The organism is Acidimicrobiia bacterium (assembly GCA_035651955.1).
Lineage (GTDB): Bacteria > Actinomycetota > Acidimicrobiia > IMCC26256 > JAMXLJ01 > JAMXLJ01.
The window spans coordinates 74166-92624 of sequence record DASRES010000086.1; the positions used below are offsets into that span (position 1 = coordinate 74166).

General features: G+C 71.4%; 15 protein-coding genes. 11 read left to right on the top strand and 4 right to left on the bottom strand.

Annotated elements, in window-relative coordinates; genetic code table 11:
* Window positions 1–174: 174 nt before the first annotated feature.
* Genes VFC33_18780 through VFC33_18790 form a run of 3 tightly spaced genes read left to right on the top strand, consistent with a single transcriptional unit; the run spans window position 175 to window position 2625 of the window.
* Window positions 175–1185, top strand: coding sequence for a TraR/DksA C4-type zinc finger protein (locus VFC33_18780; GenBank protein HZR15288.1), 1011 nt, complete (start codon window positions 175–177; stop codon window positions 1183–1185).
* Between the two features lie 22 nt (window positions 1186–1207).
* Window positions 1208–1711, top strand: coding sequence for a signal peptidase II (gene lspA / locus VFC33_18785; GenBank protein ID HZR15289.1), 504 nt, complete (start codon window positions 1208–1210; stop codon window positions 1709–1711).
* Window positions 1708–2625, top strand: a complete 918-nt coding sequence (locus tag VFC33_18790; protein ID HZR15290.1) for an RluA family pseudouridine synthase — start codon at window positions 1708–1710, stop codon at window positions 2623–2625. The genes lspA and VFC33_18790 overlap by 4 nt, the downstream gene beginning before the upstream one ends.
* Here VFC33_18790 and VFC33_18795 read toward each other — a convergent pair.
* Complete coding sequence (locus tag VFC33_18795; protein ID HZR15291.1) at window positions 2606–3031, bottom strand: Rrf2 family transcriptional regulator; 426 nt, start codon at window positions 3029–3031, stop codon at window positions 2606–2608. The two genes, VFC33_18790 and VFC33_18795, sit on opposite strands and share 20 nt — an antisense overlap.
* A 114-nt stretch (window positions 3032–3145) precedes the next feature.
* On the opposite strand from VFC33_18795, the gene VFC33_18800 reads away from it, so the two are divergent.
* Both VFC33_18800 and dnaE read left to right on the top strand, forming a co-directional pair.
* On the top strand, window positions 3146–4243 hold the full coding sequence (locus tag VFC33_18800; GenBank protein ID HZR15292.1) for a nucleotide pyrophosphatase/phosphodiesterase family protein: 1098 nt from the start codon (window positions 3146–3148) through the stop codon (window positions 4241–4243).
* Between the two features lie 96 nt (window positions 4244–4339).
* The gene (gene dnaE, locus VFC33_18805) at window positions 4340–7831 is read left to right on the top strand and encodes a DNA polymerase III subunit alpha (GenBank protein ID HZR15293.1); all 3492 of its coding nucleotides are present in this window, start codon (window positions 4340–4342) and stop codon (window positions 7829–7831) included.
* 61 nt (window positions 7832–7892) lie between these two features.
* On the opposite strand, the gene VFC33_18810 is transcribed toward dnaE, so the two are convergent.
* Window positions 7893–8666 (bottom strand): class I SAM-dependent methyltransferase, encoded by a 774-nt coding sequence (locus VFC33_18810; protein ID HZR15294.1) that lies wholly within the window; start codon window positions 8664–8666, stop codon window positions 7893–7895.
* 14 nt (window positions 8667–8680) lie between these two features.
* Here VFC33_18810 and npdG point away from each other — a divergent pair, with 14 nt between their 5' ends.
* Genes npdG through VFC33_18840 form a run of 6 tightly spaced genes read left to right on the top strand, consistent with a single transcriptional unit; the run spans window position 8681 to window position 15025 of the window.
* Window positions 8681–9331, top strand: a complete 651-nt coding sequence (npdG, locus tag VFC33_18815; GenBank protein ID HZR15295.1) for an NADPH-dependent F420 reductase — start codon at window positions 8681–8683, stop codon at window positions 9329–9331.
* 1 nt (window position 9332) lies between these two features.
* Window positions 9333–10523, top strand: a complete 1191-nt coding sequence (gene cysS, locus VFC33_18820) for a cysteine--tRNA ligase (protein HZR15296.1) — start codon at window positions 9333–9335, stop codon at window positions 10521–10523.
* A gap of 49 nt (window positions 10524–10572) precedes the next feature.
* The gene (gene thrS / locus VFC33_18825; protein ID HZR15297.1) at window positions 10573–12561 is read left to right on the top strand and encodes a threonine--tRNA ligase; all 1989 of its coding nucleotides are present in this window, start codon (window positions 10573–10575) and stop codon (window positions 12559–12561) included.
* A gap of 11 nt (window positions 12562–12572) precedes the next feature.
* On the top strand, window positions 12573–13076 hold the full coding sequence (locus tag VFC33_18830; GenBank protein HZR15298.1) for an HIT domain-containing protein: 504 nt from the start codon (window positions 12573–12575) through the stop codon (window positions 13074–13076).
* A 19-nt stretch (window positions 13077–13095) separates the two neighbouring features.
* Window positions 13096–13659 (top strand): hypothetical protein, encoded by a 564-nt coding sequence (locus tag VFC33_18835; protein ID HZR15299.1) that lies wholly within the window; start codon window positions 13096–13098, stop codon window positions 13657–13659.
* Complete coding sequence (locus tag VFC33_18840) at window positions 13637–15025, top strand: glycosyltransferase family 39 protein (GenBank protein HZR15300.1); 1389 nt, start codon at window positions 13637–13639, stop codon at window positions 15023–15025. Before VFC33_18835 ends, VFC33_18840 begins: the two co-directional genes overlap by 23 nt.
* Here the strand turns inward: VFC33_18840 and VFC33_18845 are convergent.
* Both VFC33_18845 and fusA read right to left on the bottom strand, forming a co-directional pair.
* A complete protein-coding gene (locus tag VFC33_18845) occupies window positions 14937–16283 on the bottom strand; it encodes a hypothetical protein (protein ID HZR15301.1) in 1347 nt (448 codons plus the stop codon). The genes VFC33_18840 and VFC33_18845 overlap by 89 nt on opposite strands.
* Before the next feature lie 23 nt (window positions 16284–16306).
* A complete protein-coding gene (gene fusA, locus VFC33_18850; protein ID HZR15302.1) occupies window positions 16307–18331 on the bottom strand; it encodes an elongation factor G in 2025 nt (674 codons plus the stop codon).
* Window positions 18332–18459 lie beyond the last annotated feature (128 nt).

The following is an 18459-nucleotide window of genomic DNA, read 5'->3' on the forward strand; positions in this document are numbered from 1 at the left end:
TTTGACGGGCCTGTGCCCCGCCCCGGGCGGATCTCCTCGCCCGGAGCACGGCGTGCCCGGCATCCCGGTCCCGACCCCCGGCGGCGCGTTCCTGCACGTCGCGCCGCGGTGTCCGGCCGTGCCGGAGCCGGCCGCCACGGGCCGGGCCGACGCCCTGCGAGCGGAAGGACCCGGATGCCGAGGGCATCAGCCTCGAAGCCGGCCGCACCGGCCAAGAACGCCCAGGCGAAGAAGTCCGTCGGGGGCAGGACCGCGAAGAAGGCGGAGCCGGCGGCGAAGCGCGCGTCGGGCCGGACCACCCCCGCGAAGGCGGCCAAGGCGGCGAAGAGCTCGAAGGCGGCGCCCGCGAAGGCGGCGCAGACCGCGAACGCGCCTGCGAAGGCGGCCAAGAAGAAGGGGGCGGGCACGAAGGCGGCGAAGGCGCCGGCGAAGCAGGTCGCGGCGAAGAAGCCGGCGACCAAGGCGACCGCGCCCAGGTCCGCCGCGAAGACTCCCGCGAAGCAGGCGACCGCGAAGCGGCCGACGAAGGTGGCGCCCGCCAAGGCGTCGTCGAAGGCGACGGCGAAGGTGCCGGCGGCGTCCAAGTCGGCCGGGAAGAAGGCGGCGATCGCGCGCCCGCCCAAGACGCCCGCTTCCGCTCCCGGCACCGCCGGCGCGCCGCGCAACGGTGAAGCGCGCCGCGCGGGCGACGAGCGTGCGCTGGCCACCGCGGGTGCGGCGAAGACCTCCGCGGCCGGGTCGGGGAGCGGCGCGGCGAGCGCGGCGCCGGCGCGGCCCGCGCCGCCGGCGCGCAAGAAGCCGTCCGGCCCGCCCATCGCGCCGAAGACGCTCGAACGGCTGCGGTCCCAGCTCGAGGAGGAGCGGTCGCGGCTCGTCCACCAGGCCGACGAGCTCCAGGCCGAGGCCGACGCGCTCGCGACCGAGCGTGAGCAGGGCGACACGCAGTTCGACGAGGAGTCGGGTGAGGGCGACACGCTGAGTGTCGAGCGCGAGCGCGACCTCGCGCTGTCCGAGAAGGCACGCCAAGGCGTCGCCGACATCGACCGCGCGCTCGCCCGCATGGACGCCGGTACGTACGGGATCTGCGACATGTGCGGCGACCGGATCCCCGTCGCGCGGCTCGAGGCGCTGCCGTACGCGGAGCTCTGCGTGAAGTGCAAGTCCCGGGGCGAGCGCCGGCGCTGAACGCGTCGTCGGAGGTCGCGCCGTGACGTCGCGCCCGACGGCACGCGGACGCTACGCAGCCGTCTCGGTCGCGATCGTCGTCGCGATCGTCGCGATCGACCAGGCGACCAAGGCATGGGCCGCCTCGGCGCTCGAGCACCACACGATCCACGTGATCGGTGGCACCGTGCTGCTGCAGCTCGGTCGCAACAGCGGCGCCGCGTTCAGCTCGTTCCAGGGCTTCACGCCCTTGCTCGCGGTGCTGGCCATCGTCGTCGCGGCCGTCCTCGCCCGGATCGTCCGCCGCTCCGACGACCCCTGGACGGTGTGCGCGCTGTCGCTCGTGCTCGGCGGCGCGCTCGGGAACCTGTGCGACCGCGTCTTCCGGGCGCCCGGGTTCCTGCGTGGCGAGGTCGTCGACTTCGTCCGGCTCGGGTGGTTCCCGACGTTCAACGCGGCGGACTCCGCGATCACGATCGGTGCGATCCTGCTCGTGCTGTTCGGCTGGCGTGCGCCGCGCGAGCGCGTTCACGGCGACGCGCGGTGAGCGAGCGGTTCACCGTCCCCGGCGCGCTCGCCGGTGAGCGCGTCGACCGCGCGGTCGCGCTCGTCACGGGGATGTCGCGCGCCGACGTGCAGGAGCTCGTTGCCACGGGCGCGGTGCTGGTCTGCGGGGCGAGCGTCGCGAAGAGCCGCCGGCTCGAGGAGGGCGAGGTCGTCGACGTGCTCGGCGCACCACCCGAGGCCCAGCCGCCCACGGCCCAACCCGTCCCGGTCGACGTGCGCTACGAGGACGCCGAGGTCCTCGTCGTCGCGAAGCCGGCCGGGGTCGTCGTCCATCCGGGCGCCGGGCACGAGGACGGCACGCTCGTGAACGGGTTGCTGGCGCGGTACCCGGAGATCGCCGCCGTCGGGGACCCGATGCGGCCCGGGATCGTGCACCGCCTCGACCGCGACACGAGCGGCCTGCTCGTCGTCGCGCGGTCGACGCGCGCGTACGAGGGCCTCGTCGCGGCCCTCGCGCGACACGACGTCGAGCGCGCGTACACCGCGCTCGTGTGGGGCCGGCTCGACCCGCCGCGCGGTGCCGTCGACGCGCCGATCGGCCGGTCGACCGCGCGGCGGACGCGCATGGCGGTGCGCGAGTCCGGCAAGGAGGCGCGAACGGCGTACGAGGTCCGGGCGACGTTCGACGATCCCGTGACGTCCCTGCTGGAGTGCCGGCTCGAGACCGGGCGGACCCACCAGATCCGCGTGCACCTCGCCGCGATCCACCATCCCGTCGTCGGCGACGCGCCCTACGGCGGCCGCCGTCAGAGCCTGGAGCTCGACCGGCCGTTCCTCCACGCGGCCCGTCTGGCCTTCGCCCATCCCGTGACCGGCGACCGGATCGAGGTCACCGAGCCATTGCCGCCCGAGCTCGCGCGCGTGCTCGACGCGCTCACACCACCGGTTCGGTGAGCCGGTGCCCGACGCGCGTGCGCTCGACGAGATCCGCGAGCGTGTAGCGCCCCAGTGACGCGTTCATCTCCTCGGACACGCCGACCCAGATCTCCTGCAGGACGCAATGGCCCTCGCAGTGGTCGTGCTCGTCGACGAACGTCGTCAACGGACCGTCGACCGCGGAGATGATCTGCGCGAGCGTGATCTCCTCGGGCGTGCGCGCCAGCACGTAGCCGCCGCCGACGCCGCGCTTCGACCGCACCAGCCCCGCGCCCTTCACGGCGAGCAGGATCTGCTCGAGGTACGGCTGCGGGAGGTTCGTCCGCTCGGCGATCTCCTTGACGGACGTCGGCCGGTCGGAGCCGTGCAGCGCGAGCGACAGCAACGCGCGCGCCGCGTAGTCGCCCCGGGTCGAGACCTTCACCGCACCATCGTCGCGCGGCGCGGACGAAGCCGGGCCGTGCGCGGCGCGCGGGACGGCCCGGCTCCAGGGAGCCGTGGGCGCGATCGCGCCCACGCGGCGCCGTAGCCTGGCCCGATGGAGCCGGTCGAGCCCGACTACCGGGGTCCGAACCTGTCGGCGCTCGCGGGAGCGCTCGTCACGGGCCGGCGCCCGGCGTGGTTCCCCGAACCGGCGCGCGACCCCGGACCGACCGTGCTGCTCCTGCTCGACGGCCTGGGCTGGAACACGATCGAGGCGCACCGGAGCCTGCTGCCGTGCCTCGCTGCGCTCGACGGCGGGCCGATCACGACGGTGGTGCCGTCGACGACGTCGGCGGCGCTGACCTCGCTCACCACGGGGCTCGCACCCGCCGACCACGGGATCGTCGGGTTCCGCATGCGCGTCGACGGTTCGGTGCTCAACGTGTTGCGCTGGCACAGCGCGAACGGATCCGACCCCGACCCGTTCACCGTGCAGCGCCACGACGCGTTCCTCGGCCGCGAGGTCCCCGTCGTGACGAAGAGCGAGTTCCGCTCCACCCGCTTCACCGAGGCGCATCTGCGCGGCACGCGCTTCGTCGGCTGGAGCGCGACCTCGACGCTCGTGCAGCACTGCCGCCGTCTCGTCGACGACGGCGCGCCGCTCGTGTACGCGTACTACCCGGGCGTCGACACGGTCGCGCACGAGTTCGGGCTGCACGACGAGTACTTCCGCGCCGAGCTCGTCGCGGCCGACCGACTCGTCGGCGACCTCGTCGACGCGCTGCCTTCGCGCGTGACGCTGGTCGTCACCGCGGACCACGGTCAGGTCCACATGGGCGCCGACGGGTGGGTGGAGCTCGACGCGCTCGAGCCGATGGTCGACGCGTACGCGGGCGACGCGCGCTTCCGTTACCTGTACGCGCGGCGCGGCGCGCACGACGATCTACTCGCGGCCGCGAACGACGAGGTGGGTCACGAGGCGTGGGTCATGTCGCGCGACGAGCTGCTCGACGGCGGTTGGCTCGGGCCCGGTCCGGCGCGGCCCGCGGTGCGCCGGCGCGTCGGTGACGTCGTCCTCGCCGCCCGGGAGCCCGTCGGCTTCGTCGATCCGACGTTCCGGCGCGAGACCGCGCTGATCGCCGGCCACGGGTCCCTGACCCCGGACGAGATGTGGGTTCCGCTGCTCGCCGCCCGCGGCGCCGCGCACTCCTGACCCGGGCCGCGCGCTCGCGCTATCTTCGGCGAGTTACACCGGTGTGATTCATCCACAGGTCCGTCCACAGCCCTTGTGGACGAAGCGAGGCCGTTCGTGAGCTCGTCGTTCACCCACCTGCACCTGCACACCGAGTACTCGATGCTCGACGGCGCGGCCCGGATCAAGGACGTCGTCGCCGCGGCGGCCGCCGACGGGCAGCCGGCGATCGGCATCACCGACCACGGCAACATGTACGGCGTCCTCGACTTCTACAAGGCCGCGAAGGACGCCGGCCTGACGCCCGTCATCGGCACCGAGGGCTACTTCGTCACGACGCCGCGCACGGACCGTCCGAAGCGCGCCGACGACGACATCTACCACCTGACCCTGCTCGCGGAGACGACCGCGGGCTACCGCAACCTCATCAAGGTGTCGTCGCACGCGTACCTCGAGGGCTTCTACCGCAAGCCGCGGATCGACTTCGACCTGCTCGAGCGTCACCACGACGGGCTGATCGCGACGACGGGATGCCTCGGCGGGGTCGTGTGCCAGACGCTGCTGAAGGGCGACTACGACGGCGCGCGCGACGCCGTCGCCCGCTTCCAGGACATCTTCGGGCGCGACTCCTTCTTCGTGGAGCTGCAGGACCACGGCCTTCCCGAGCAGAGCGAGACGAACCCGTTGCTCGTGAAGATCGCGGCGGACCTCAACGCGCCGCTGCTCGCGACGAACGACAGTCACTACACGCGCCAGTCGGACGCCGAGGCGCACGACGCGCTGCTGTGCGTGCAGACGGGCGCCATGCAGGACGACCCGAAGCGCCTCAAGTTCGACACCGAGGAGTTCTACCTGAAGACCGCCGCGCAGATGCGCGAGCTGTTCGCCGACCATCCCGAGGCGTGCGACAACACGTTGTGGATCGCGGAGCGCGCGAACGTCGAGATCGAGTTCGGCAACACGGTGCTGCCCGCGTTCCCGACGCCCGAGGGCGTCGACGAGGACACCTACCTGCGCGAGCTGACGATGCAGGGCGCGCGCGAGCGCTACGGGACGACGCCGGCGTCGAACGTCGTCGAGCGCATCGAGTACGAGCTCGGCGTCATCAAGGACATGGGCTTCTCCGCCTACTTCCTGATCGTCTGGGACCTCGTCCGGTACGCGAAGTCCCGCGGGATCCGGGTCGGTCCGGGCCGGGGGAGCGCGGCAGGCTCGTGCGTCGCGTACTGCCTGCGCATCGTCGACATCGACCCGATCCGCTACGACCTGCTGTTCGAGCGCTTCCTCAACCCGGGTCGCAAGCAGATGCCCGACATCGACATGGACTTCGACTCCCGGGCCCGTGGCGAGATGATCCGGTACGCCGCGCAGCGCTACGGGTGGGACCACGTCGCCCAGATCATCACCTTCTCGACGATCAAGGCCCGGGCCGCGGTGCGCGACGCCGCGCGCGTCCTCGGCTACCCGTACTCCGTCGGCGACAAGATCGCGAAGCTCATGCCCCCGCTCATCATGGGCCGCGACACGCCGCTCGCCGCGTGTCTCGACCAGCAGCAGGGTCACGAGGACGGCTACAAGATGGCCGCGGAGCTGCGCGAGCTGTACGCCGCCGATCCTGACACGCGCCGCGTCGTCGACGTCGCGCGCGGGCTCGAGGGGCTGCGCCGGCAGGACGGCATCCACGCGGCGGCCGTCGTCATCACGCGTGACGCGCTCAGCGAGTACCTCCCGATCCAGCGCAAGCCCGAGCCGGGCACGCCGATCGAGGAGGCGCCGATCGTCACCCAGTACGAGATGCACGGCGTCGAGGAGCTCGGCCTCCTCAAGATGGACTTCCTCGGCCTGCGCAACCTCGACGTCATCGAGATCGCGCTGGAGCTGATCGAGCGGTCGACCGGTGAGCGGCTCGACATCGACGCCGTCCCGCTCGACGACGACGCGACCTTCGAGCTGCTCCGCCGGGGCGACACCATCGGCGTGTTCCAGTTGGAGGGCGGGCCGATGCGCGCGTTGATGCGCTCGCTCGCGCCGACGACGTTCGAGGACGTCGCCGCCCTCATCGCGCTGTACCGGCCGGGCCCGATGGCCCAGAACTGGCACAACGAGTACGCGGACCGCAAGAACGGTCGGAAGCCCGTCACGTTCGACCACCCGGACCTCGAGGAGATCCTCGGCCCGACGTACGGGCTGATGATCTACCAGGAGCAGCTGATGCGCGTGTCGCAGAAGCTGGCCGGGTACACGCTCGAGGAGGCCGACAACCTCCGCAAGGCGACCGGCAAGAAGATCCGCGCGCTCATCGCGAAGGAGCGGTCCAAGTTCGTCGAGGGTTGCATCGCGAACGGCCACAGCGCCGAGTTCGCGGAGAAGTACTTCGACAAGGTCGAGCCGTTCGCCGACTACTCGTTCAACAAGTCGCACTCGGTCGGCTACGGGTTCGTCACGTACCAGACCGCGTACCTCAAGGCGCACTACCCGCGCGAGTACCTCGCCGCGCTGCTCACGTCGGTCAAGACGAACAAGGACCAGACGGCCGTCTTCCTCAACGAGTGCCGGCAGATGGGGATCCCGGTCCTCGTGCCCGACGTCAACGAGTCCGACAGCGACTTCGTCGTGCGCGACGGCTCGATCCGCTTCGGGCTGTCGGCGGTGCGCAACGTGGGCGAGGGCGTCGTCGCGCAGATCGTCGCGGCGCGCGAGGACGGCGGCCCGTTCACCGACTTCTTCGACTTCTGCGACCGCGTCGACACGAACGCGCTGAACAAGCGGACCGTCGAGTCGCTCATCAAGGCGGGCGCGTTCGACTCGCTTGCCCATCCGCGCCAGGGCCTGCTCCAGGTGTTCGAGGGCATCGTCGAGCGTGCCGTCGCGCGTCGGCGCGAGCGCGAGGCCGGGATCATGAGCCTGTTCGGCGACGGCGGCGGTGCCGACGGCGACGACGGGGGTGTGTCGATCGACCGTGTGTCGATCCCCGACACCGAGTTCGGCAAGTCGCAGCGTCTCGCGTTCGAGAAGGAGATGCTCGGTCTCTACGTGAGCGAGCACCCGATGATGAGCGCCGAGCGCGCGTTGCGCCGCCACGTGGAGTGCACGCTGTCCGATCTGCGCGACCTGCGTGAGGGGGAGCTGCGGGTCGTGGGCGGTGTCGTCACCGCGCTGGCGCGCAAGTACACGAAGCGCGGCGACCTCATGGCGACGTTCGTGTTGGAGGACCTCGCCGCGGCGGTCGAGGTGATGGTGTTCCCGAAGACGATGGCCCAGTTCGGCCACGTGCTCGAGGAGGACGCCATCGTCTGTGTGAAGGGCCGGCTCGACACGCGCGACGACACGCCCAAGATCATCGCGATGGAGATCACCCGGCCCGAGATCGTGCTCGACGGCGGCCCGCCCGTCCGGCTGCGCGTGAAGGTCGGGTCGCTGTCGGAGCAGAAGGCGGAGCGGCTGGAGACGCTGTTGCGCGAGCACCCCGGCGACAGCCCCGTGTACCTGCATCTCGAGAGCCCCGAGAAGACGACCGTGCTCCGGCTCGGCGACGACCACCTCGTGGACGCCCGCAACGGCCTCTTCGCCGAGCTGCGCGTCCTCCTCGGCGCCGACTGCGTCACGTGACCCGACCGCCGCGTTGGTACACAAGTCGCGCTTCTGACCGCGACTTGTGTACCAACCGGGCCTAGCCGCTGACGATCAGCCGGTAGCCGAGGTCAGCCTCGTCGAGCGCGCGTAGGTGGCCGTGGCGCTCGTCCCACGCGCCTGAGTCGAGGTCGCGCGCGAGCGCGGTGATCGCCCGCTCGCACACCGACGGGCCGAGCAGGTGGAACGTCGAGATCGCGGCGCGCACGGCCGGGTCGAGGTACGCCTCGGGCCGGTTCCAGTACGCGCACAGGAACCCGTCGGTGCAGTCGCGCGCGACGGGCACGACCTCGACGCGCGACCGGCCGAGCTCGCGAGCGACCTCGGCCACCGACGGTGCGGCGAGTGACAGCGCTTCCGGCAGGTAGTCGCCCAGGAGCCAGAAGTCGCGCTGCGCGTCGAGGTCGAAGTGGAACACGACGATGCGGCCGCGCGTCACCCGTCGCACCTCGTGCAGGCCGGCGCGCCAGTCGGGCCAGTGGTGGATCGTCAGCGAGCACAGCGCGGCGTCGAACGACCTGTCGTCGAACGGCAGCGAGCCCGCGACCGCCTGCACGACGGGCGCGGCGCCGGACACGCGCTGCGCGATCATCGTCGCCGCCGGCTCGACCGCCACCACCGTGAGGTCACGAGGCTCGTACGCGCCCGTTCCCGCGCCGACGTTCACGACCGTGCGCGCGTCGCCCAGCGCTCGCGTGATCTGCGTCGAGATCCGCGCATCGGGCACACGTCGGTGCGTGTAGCCGACACCCAACGTGTCGTAGCGCGCGGTCATGTCGTCGCGGAGCCAAGCGGCGTCCGCTGCCGCCGGCATGACAAGCTGGCTCGGTGAAGATCGGAGTCCTCGGAGCGACCGGCCCCGCGGGCCGTGGCCTCGCCGCCCGGCTCGCCGACGGCGGTCACGACGTCCTCGCCGGTTCCCGGGACCGCGCCAAGGCCGCGACCGTCGTCGGCGAGCTGCGCGAGCGTTGGGGCGAGCGCGTCGCGGGCATCACACCGGTCGACAACAAGGTCGCGTGCGACGCCGAGCTCGTCGTCGTGGCGGTCAACGCCGAGGCCGCGCTCCCGACGGTCGAGCAGCTGACGGAGCCGCTCGCGGGTCGTACCGTCGTCTCGATCACGAACCACCTCGTCCGCAAGGGGAGCGAGTTCAACGTCGTGCTGCCGCCGCAGGGGTCCGTCGCGAAGGAGATGCAGGCGATGCTGCCCACCTCGCGCGTCGTCACCGCGTTCCACCTCGTCCCCGCGGCCGAGTTCGGCCGGCTCGACGAGCCGATGGTGAGCGACGTCGTCGCGTGCGGTGACGACGACGACGCCCGTGCCACGCTCATGGACGTCATCCGCGGCATCCCCGACCTTCGCGCGTTCGACGGCGGCTCGCTCGAGAACGCCGTCGGCATGGAGGCGTTCGCCGCGATCGTGCTCACCGTGAACGTGAAGCACAAGGCGCGCGTCGGGCTGCGCTTCACCGGTGTCTGACGTGGCCATCCGCCTCTACGACACCCGGAGCCGCAAGGTCGTGCCGTTCGAGCCGCCGAAGCTCGTCCGCATGTACGTGTGCGGCATCACGCCCTACGACGCGACCCACCTCGGTCACGCGGCGACGTACCTCGCGTACGACCTGTTGATCCGGCGGCTCCAGGAGCTCGGCCACGAGGTCCGCATGATCCGCAACATCACCGACGTCGACGACTCGATCCTCCCGCGCGCCCGGGAGCTCGGCGTGCCGTTCCTCGAGCTCGCCGAGCAGGAGGTCGCGCGCTTCCACGGCGACATGGACGCGCTCAACATCCTTCCGCCCGCGGCCGAGCCGCGCGCGACGGAGACGATCGACGAGATCATCGCCATCGTCGAGGGCCTCCTCGACAAGGGCCACGCCTACATGACGCACGGCACCGTCTACTTCGACGTGTCGACGTTCCCCCGCTTCGGCGAGCTGTCGCACTACCCGCACGAGCGGATGGTGCGTCTCGCGCGTGCGCGTGGGGGCAACCCCGACGACCCCCATCGTCGCGACCCGCTCGACTTCGTGCTGTGGCAGCCGTCGCTCGCCGACGAGCCCGCGTGGCGCGCACCGTTCGGCGTAGGCCGGCCGGGTTGGCACGTCGAGTGCTCGGCGATGGCGATGCAGGAGCACGGACCGACGCTCGACCTGCACGGCGGCGGCACGGACCTCATCTTCCCGCACCACGAGTGCGAGACCGCGCAGAGTGAGGCGCTCACCGGGAAGCCGTACGTCCGTCACTGGATGCACTCGGCGATGGTCGCCTACGAGGGCGAGAAGATGAGCAAGTCGCTCGGCAACCTCGTGTTCGTGAGCGACCTCCTGAAGGTGAACGACCCGCGCGCGATCCGGCTCACGCTCATGGGCCACCACTACCGCACCGGGTTCGAGTACCACGACACGGACGTCGAGGAGGGCACCGCGCTGCTGCACCGACTGCTCGCCGCGGTCGAGCGGCCCGACGGTGCCGATCCGCGCCCGTACGCGGCCCGCGTCCGCGAGGCGCTCGACGACGACCTCGACGCGCCGCGCGCGGTCGAGGCACTCGACGACCTCGCGAGCGCGATCCTCTCGGGGGGCGACGACACGACCGCGCCCGACGTGCTGTGCGACCTCGCCGAGCTGCTCGGCCTCGACCTCCGCGCACCGTTCGAGGCTGGGAAGTGAAGGAATGAGGAACGGCGCCGCGAGACCGCGCTGGTAACGTCGCTCGGCGATGGCCGAGCGGATCACGGTGACGTTCCCCGACGGTTCGACGCGCGAGTTCGACCGCGGTGTCACCGCGGCCGATGTCGCGGCGTCGATCGGGAAGCGGCTCGCCAAGGACGCGCTCGCCGCCAAGGTCGACGGCGAGTGGGTCGATCTCGACCGGCCGATCGAGCGCGACGCGCACGTCGAGCTCGTCACGCCGGCGACGGACGAGGGGCGCGACGTGCTGCGCCACTCGACCGCGCACGTCATGGCCCAGGCCGTCACCGACCTCTTCCCGGGCGCGAAGTACGCCATCGGCCCCGCGATCGCCGACGGCTTCTACTACGACTTCGAGCTGCCCGGCGGCGCGCACTTCACCGACGACGACCTCGCGCGCGTCGAGTCGCGCATGCGCGAGATCGTCAAGGGGAACCAGCCGTTCGTGCGCGACGAGCTCCCGTACGACGACGCGCTGCGCGTGTTCGCGGAGCAGCCGTACAAGCGCGAGATCATCGAGCGGGTGCGCGAGGGCGCGACGACCGCCGTCGAGGCGTCCGAGGTCGCCGCCGGCGACACGGTGTCGGTCTACGAGAACCCGCGCGACGGCGAGACGCCGTTCGTCGACCTGTGCCGCGGCCCGCACGTCCCGTCGACGGCACGTCTCGGCGCGTTCAAGCTGACGAAGGTCGCGGGCGCGTACTGGCGGGGCGACGAGCACCGCCCGATGCTGCAGCGGATCTACGGCACCGCGTGGGAGTCGAAGCAGGCGCTCGAGGAGTACCTGCACCGCGTCGAGGAGGCCGAGCGGCGCGACCACCGGCGGCTCGGCACGGAGCTCGACCTGTTCTCGTTCCCGGACGAGATCGGCTCCGGGTTACCCGTCTTCCACCCGAAGGGCGGGATCGTCCGCCGCTTGATGGAGGACTACTCGCGCCAGCGTCACGAGCAGGCGGGCTACGAGTTCGTGTACTCGCCCCACATCACGAAGGCCGAGCTGTTCGAGACGTCGGGCCATCTCGACTGGTTCGCCGACGGGATGTTCCCGCCGATGGAGCTCGACGGCGGCACCGAGTACTACCTCAAGCCGATGAACTGCCCGTTCCACATCCTCATCTACCGCAGCCGTACGCGGTCGTACCGCGAGCTGCCGCTGCGGTTCTTCGAGTTCGGGACGGTGTACCGGTACGAGAAGTCCGGCGTCGTGCACGGCCTCACACGCGCGCGCGGCTTCGCGCAGGACGACGCGCACATCTTCTGCGCGCGGGAGCAGATGGCCGACGAGCTGCGCTCGCTCGTCACGTTCGTGCTCGACCTGCTGCGGGACTACGGCCTCACCGACTTCTACCTCGAGCTGTCGACGAAGCCCGAGGGCAAGGCCGTCGGCAGCGACGAGGAGTGGGAGGAAGCCACCGAGGTGCTGCGCACCGTCGGCTCCGGCATGGACCTCGAGCTCGTCCTCGACGAGGGCGGCGGCGCGTTCTACGGGCCGAAGATCTCGGTGCAGGCGCGCGACGCGATCGGCCGGACGTGGCAGATCTCCACGATCCAGCTCGACTTCCAGGAGCCGCAGCGCTTCGACCTGCACTACGTCGGCGCGGACAACGAGCGCCACCGTCCGGTGATGATCCACCGCGCGCTGTTCGGGTCGGTGGAGCGCTTCTTCGGTCTGCTCGTCGAGCACTACGCGGGCGCGTTCCCGGCGTGGCTGGCACCCGTGCAGGCCGTCGTGCTGCCGGTCGCGGACCGCAACGATGCGTACGCGTTCCGCGTGGCCGACCGTCTGCGCGCCGAGGGGTTCCGCACCGAGATGGTCGACGCGCACACGGACACGCTCGGCAAGCGCGTCCGGCAGGCGAAGCTGGAGAAGGTGCCGTACGTGCTCGTCGTCGGGGACAGCGACGCCGAGCAGGGAACGGTGGGAGTGAACGCGCGGGGGAGCGACCGACCCGAGCGTGACGTCCCGGTCGACGCGTTCGTCGAGCGCCTTGCCGCGGACGTCGCCGAGAAGCGGTGAGCGAGCGAGCCGTGAGCACGCTCGACCATCTGTGGGCGGGCTGGCGATCCGCGTACATCGAAGGCGTCGCGTCGCAGTCGGCGAACGACGGCGAGTGTCTCTTCTGCCGGTTGCAGCGACTCGACGACGACGAGGGACTCGTGCTCGAGCGCACCGCGCGGACGTTCACGGTGATGAACGCGTACCCGTATACGTCTGGACACCTGATGGTCGCGCCGTTGCGCCACGTGCCCGACCTGGAGTCGCTCGATCCCGACGAAGCCGCCGCGGTCATGCACGCGGTGCAGCGCGCGTGCGTCGCGCTGCGCGCCGCATTCCGTCCCGACGGGCTGAACGTCGGTGTGAACGTCGGCCGCGTCGCGGGTGCGGGGATCCCCGGTCACGTGCACGTCCACGGGCTGCCCCGCTGGTCCGGTGACACGAACTTCATGACGAGCGTCGCCGACACGCGTGTCCTGCCCGAGACGCTCCGCGCGAGCTGGGCGAAGCTCCGTGCGGCCTGGCCCGAGACGTGACGCTACGGTCGGCGTCGCGATGAGCGACGGACCCGAGCACGACCGTGAGCGCGACGGGGAGCGCGACGGGGAGCACGAGATCGAGCCGCAGGTCGACGTCCTCCCCGAGGACCTCGACGTCACCGCGTACGTCGGTCCGTACGTCTTCCCGAACACGAACCGCCGTCGGGTGACGGGCGCGCTCTACGGCGTGGTCGCGCTCGCGTGCTTCGCGGGGTACGTGGGAACGTCCAACGGCGGCGTGCTCGCCGCCGCGATCCTGCTCGCCGCGATCGCGGCGTACCACGTGCTCGCCGGGTGGAACCTCGACGTCGACCAGACCGAGGCCCTCGTCGTCGCGACCCGCACGGTCGGCTTCCCCGTCGGCCATGCGTCCGCACAGCTCGCGTGGCGGGGCCTGCGGAGCCGTCCCGCCTGGCGGATCCTGCTCTACAGCGCCGACGAACCGCCCAGCATGCGCGGTCTGGTCGAGCTCGACGGCGTCGACGGCCACGTCATGGGCGAGTACACCGAGCTGAATCCTGAGGACTGGTCCCAGTACGGGGTACGGAACTCGGGTGGTGCGGGAGACGACCTGGGATAGCCGACGGATCGACACGCGGCGGCGGGACCGGTTCTGGCCCGTCGTCGCCGGGATCGCGGTGGTCGCGATCGCGCTCCGCTGGGTGATCGTCGTGCGCTACGTCCGGCACGTCCCGCTCGGCGACGACGCGCTCCTCTACTACTTCGAGTCGGCGCTGCTCGCGCACGGGCACTGGTTCATCGAGCCGATCGGGGCCCTGACCCGCTCGGGTGGAGCGTCGGCGCCGACCGCGCTGCACCCGCCGGTGTTCGTCCTCCTCCTCGCCGCCGCGCGGCACCTCGGCGTCGACACGCCCGAGCGCGTGGAGCTCCTGTGCGCGGTCATCGGAGGGGTGGCCGTCGTGCCGATCGCGATGGTCGGGCGCGAGGTCGGCGGAGGCCGCGTCGGGATCGTGACGGCCGCGCTCGCCGCGGTGTACGTCCCGCGCGTCTTCGCCGACGGCACCGGGTTCGCCGAGGTCGTCTACATCCCGTTGATCGCGTTCATGCTGCTGTTCGCGTGCCGGTCGCTGCGGCGACCGTCGATCGGGAACGCGGTCGCGTTCGGTGTGTTCGGCGGCCTGGCCACCATGACGCGCGGCGAGGGCGCGCTCGTCCTCGTGTGCGTCGGGTTGCTCGTCGTGCTCGGGTCGCGATCGGCTCGCATGCAGAGCCTGCGCGTCGTCGGCGTGTCGCTGGTGACAGCGGCCGTCATCGCGGCCCCGTGGACGGTCTACAACCTCACGCGCTTCGAGCATCCCGTCCTGCTCGCGACGAACGACGGGGCGACGATCGCCGGCGCGAATTGCGATCCGGCGTATCACGGGCGCCTGCTCGGCCTCTGGGTGTTCGGTTGCGTCGCGGTCAGGGCCGCGGGCGGCACGCCGCACGGCCACGCCGTCGACGAGTCGCAGCAGGATCGGCAGCTGCGCGCCGCGGGCGTGAAGTACGCGCGCAAGCACGCCGGACGGGTGCCGGTCGTGGTCGCCGCACGCGTCGGCCGCACGTTCAACCTCTACCGGCCGGTCCAGACGATCGAGCTCGACGTCGACGTCGGCAAGGGCTGGCGAGCCCGGGTCGACCTCGCGGCGTACGAGCTGTTCATGCTGGGAGCCGTGGCGGGGGGCTGGGTGCAGTGGCGCCGCGATCGAAAGCTCTTGCTGCCGTTCGTCGGCGCGACGATCGCGGTCCTCCTCGTCGTCGCGGTGTTCTACGGCAACTTCCGCTTCCGCGGCCCGGTCGACATCTCGTTCGTCGTCCTGAGTGCAGTGGCGCTCGACGCGTTGTGGAACTTGCTCGTCAGCTCCCGACGACGACCTGGACGGGTGGGATCGCGTGCTGATGGATCACGGAGTTCTGGTCGAGCTCGAGCACCTGCACCCGGTTGACGGTGAGACCGGGCGTCACCCCCGTCGTCGCCGGCACCGCGACCAGTCGCAGGCCGGTGATCGCGCGGTCGTGCCAGTCGAGCGGGAGCTTGACGGCGGTGCGCGAGTGGCCGCCCGTGTAGACCTTGAACACGGTGCCGCCGTCGTTGCGGTACCACGTCGGGTCGCCCGAGAGCTGGATCTCGACGACGACCTCCGACGCGTTCGTCGGCGTCGTGTCGATGTCGACGATCGCGTACTGGCGCGCGTCGCCCGCCGCGATGTTCGTGGGGTCGGTCGAGAAGCCCGACTGCTCGCGGCGCATCTCGTCGGCCATCACGCGCCAGTCGACGGGGTACGGGTCCATCGCCTGCTCGCGGACCTCACCCGGTCCGGGCGGCGGTGACAGCGTGGGCTGGAACCGGAACGGCGTGGTCCCGACCTCGCTGAACACGTTGTTCCCGGTCGAGACGCGCAGGATCGGGTGCGTGCCCGCGAAGTACTGACCAGTGAACGGCTCGTACGAGTGGTCGAGCCCCGTCTGGTTCTCCGGGAAGTTCGGGGGGCAGGCCGCGCACGTCTGGTAGATCGCGTTCGTGACGGTCCCGTCGGCCGCGAGCGTGAGCTCGATGCTCGTCTCGATGTCGGTCGTGCGGCCGTACTCCGACCACAGCAGGAACGGCAGGACGCCGGTGCCGGCGTCCTCGTTGCTCCAGAACTGGGTGTACGACAGCTTCGTCGCCCCGCCGCCCAGCGCCGTCTGCTGCGCGTAGGCCAGCAGCGGCGTGTCGCTGTGCGCGTTCACGCTGCGGCCGTACACGACGGGCGCGTGCGCGAGCGCGAGGTAGCCGGGCTCGTTCGGCGTGACGACGTCGAGCGACGCGCGCTGGAGCAGCGCGACCGCGTCCGCGCGCGGGGGAGCGGACAGGTCGCCGCGGACGGTGAGCGTCAGCCGGTGCGCGCCGGCCGCGATCGCGCCGGTGAAGCCGGAGTACGTGTACGGCTCCGCACCCGCGTACAGGACGAAGCTCTGGGCCGGGAGGCCGTCGAGCTGCGCGTCGACGACGACCGATGTCGCGCTCGACGAGACCCAGTCCGTCCCGGGGCCCGACATCGTCAGCTGCACGACGCCCTCGCCCGCCTTCGCCACGACGACCGGCAGCACGAGCGGCGAGCCCGCGCGCAGCTCCTTCCCCTGGTCCGCGAACCACCACGTCGAGCAGCCCGTCAGCCCGATCGCGACGAGCGCGACCGTGACCAACACCGCGAGCTTGCGCATCCCTGCCCCCCGGGTACGCGCGGCTACTTGCCGCCGTCCTCCTCCGCCTGCTTGCGGATCTTGTCGGCCAGGTGCGCGGGCACCGGGTCGTAGTGCGAGTCGTTGCGGGTGAACCGGCCCCGGCCCCCCGTCAGCGAGCGGAGGTCGATGGCGTACCGCAGCACCTCGGACGTCGGCACGAGCGCGGTGATCTCGACCTCCCCGTTGCCGACCGACGCGGAGCCCTGGATGCGGCCGCGCTTCGAGTTGAGGTCGCCCATGATGTCGCCCTGGTTCGCCTCCGGCGCGGTGACGACGAGCTCGCTGATCGGCTCGAGCAGGATCGGCCCGGCCTTCGCCATCGCGTCCTTGAAGCCGATCGAGCCGGCCATCTTGAAGCTCATCTCGGACGAGTCGACGGGATGGAACTTGCCGTCGAAGCACGTCACCTTGACGTCGACGACCGGGTAGCCGAAGACGCCGCCCTGGTCCATCGTCTCGCGCACGCCCTTCTCGACGGCCGGGATGAACTGGCGGGGGATCGCGCCACCGACGATCTGGTCGACGAACTCGAACCCACCACCGCGCTCGAGCGGCTCGACGCGCAGGAACGCGACCCCGAACTGGCCGTGACCGCCGGTCTGCTTCTTGTACTTGCCCTCCGCCTCGGCGGTGCTCGTGATCGTCTCCCGATACGGGACCTTCACGTCCTCCGTGTCGACCTCGACGCCGAACTTGCGCTGCAACCGCTCGAGCGTGATCGACAGGTGCGTCTCGCCCATCCCCTGCAGCAACGTCTGGTGCGTCTCCGGGTTGCGCTCGATGCGCAACGCGGGGTCCTCGTCCTGCAGCCGGTGGAGCGCGTTGGCGAGCTTGTCCTCGTCACCCTTGGACTTCGGCTTGATGGCGAACGCGAGGACCGGCTCGGGCACCGCGAACGGCTCGACGTCGACCTTCGCGCCGCGCGCGCCGAGGATGTCGCCGGTCGACGTGTCGGCGAGCTTCGCGACGGCGGCGAGGTCGCCGGCGGGGACCTCCTCGACCGGCTCCTGCTCCTTGCCGCGCATGGTCGTGAGCTGGTGCAGCCGCTCGTCCGCGACCGTGCGCCCGTTGACGAGCGTGTCGTCGTGCTTCACCGTCCCCTGCAGCACGCGGAAGAGGTTGACCCGGCCGACGTACGGGTCGACGACGGTCTTGAAGACGACAGCCGCGGTGTCGCCCTCGCCGACGCGCGGCTCGGGTCCCTCCTCGACGACGAAGCGCGCGAGACGGTCGACACCGATGAGCTTCGCCGCGCTACCGCACAGGACCGGGAACACGCTCGCGTCCGCGATGCCCTTCGCGAGCGCGCCCGCGAGCTCCTTCTTGTCGATCGTCTCGTCGCCGAGATAGCGCTCCATGAGGTCGTCGTCGGCGACGACGATGCCCTCGACCAGCGCGTCGTGGACCGAGTGCTCCTCGACCGCCATGTCGTCGGGGATCGCGCCCTCGCTCGAACGACCGGTGGCGTCGTCGTACGTGATCGCGACGTCGTCGAGGAGGTCGATAACGCCGCGGAACTCCGACTCCTCGCCGATGGGGAGCTCGAGCGGTGCGACACCGGCGCCGAAGCGTTCCTTCAGCTGGTCGAGCGTGCGGTCGAACGACGCGCGCTCACGGTCGAGCTTGTTGACGAAGATCGCGCGCGGCAAACCGAGGTCCTCCGCCATGCGCCACGCGATCTCGGTCTGCACCTCGACGCCCTCGACGGCCGAGACGACGAACACCGCGAGGTCGACGGCGCGCAGCGCGGCCGCGACGTCGCCGACGAAGTCCGCGTACCCGGGCGTGTCGACGAGGTTGACCTTGTAGCCGTCGATCTCGAACGGCGCGAGCGCCATCGACAGCGAGATGTGCCGGCGCTGCTCCTCGGGGTCGAAGTCCGAGACGGTGTTGCCGTCCTCGACCCGCCCCATCCGGTTGATCGCTCCCGAGCAGAAGAGCAGCGCCTCGGTCAGCGTCGTCTTCCCCGCACCGCCGTGGCCGACGAGCGCCACGTTGCGGATCTTGGACGTCGGGAACGTCTTCACGGGCGACCCCCTGAGCGAGCGAGGCGAAGGCGAGCGGAAGCGTGGCCCAGCGGCCCGGCGCCGAAGGCGCCGAGAGCGGAGACACGGATGTCGGCGCGGGAGGGCGAGTGTACGCAGGCGTCCATGGG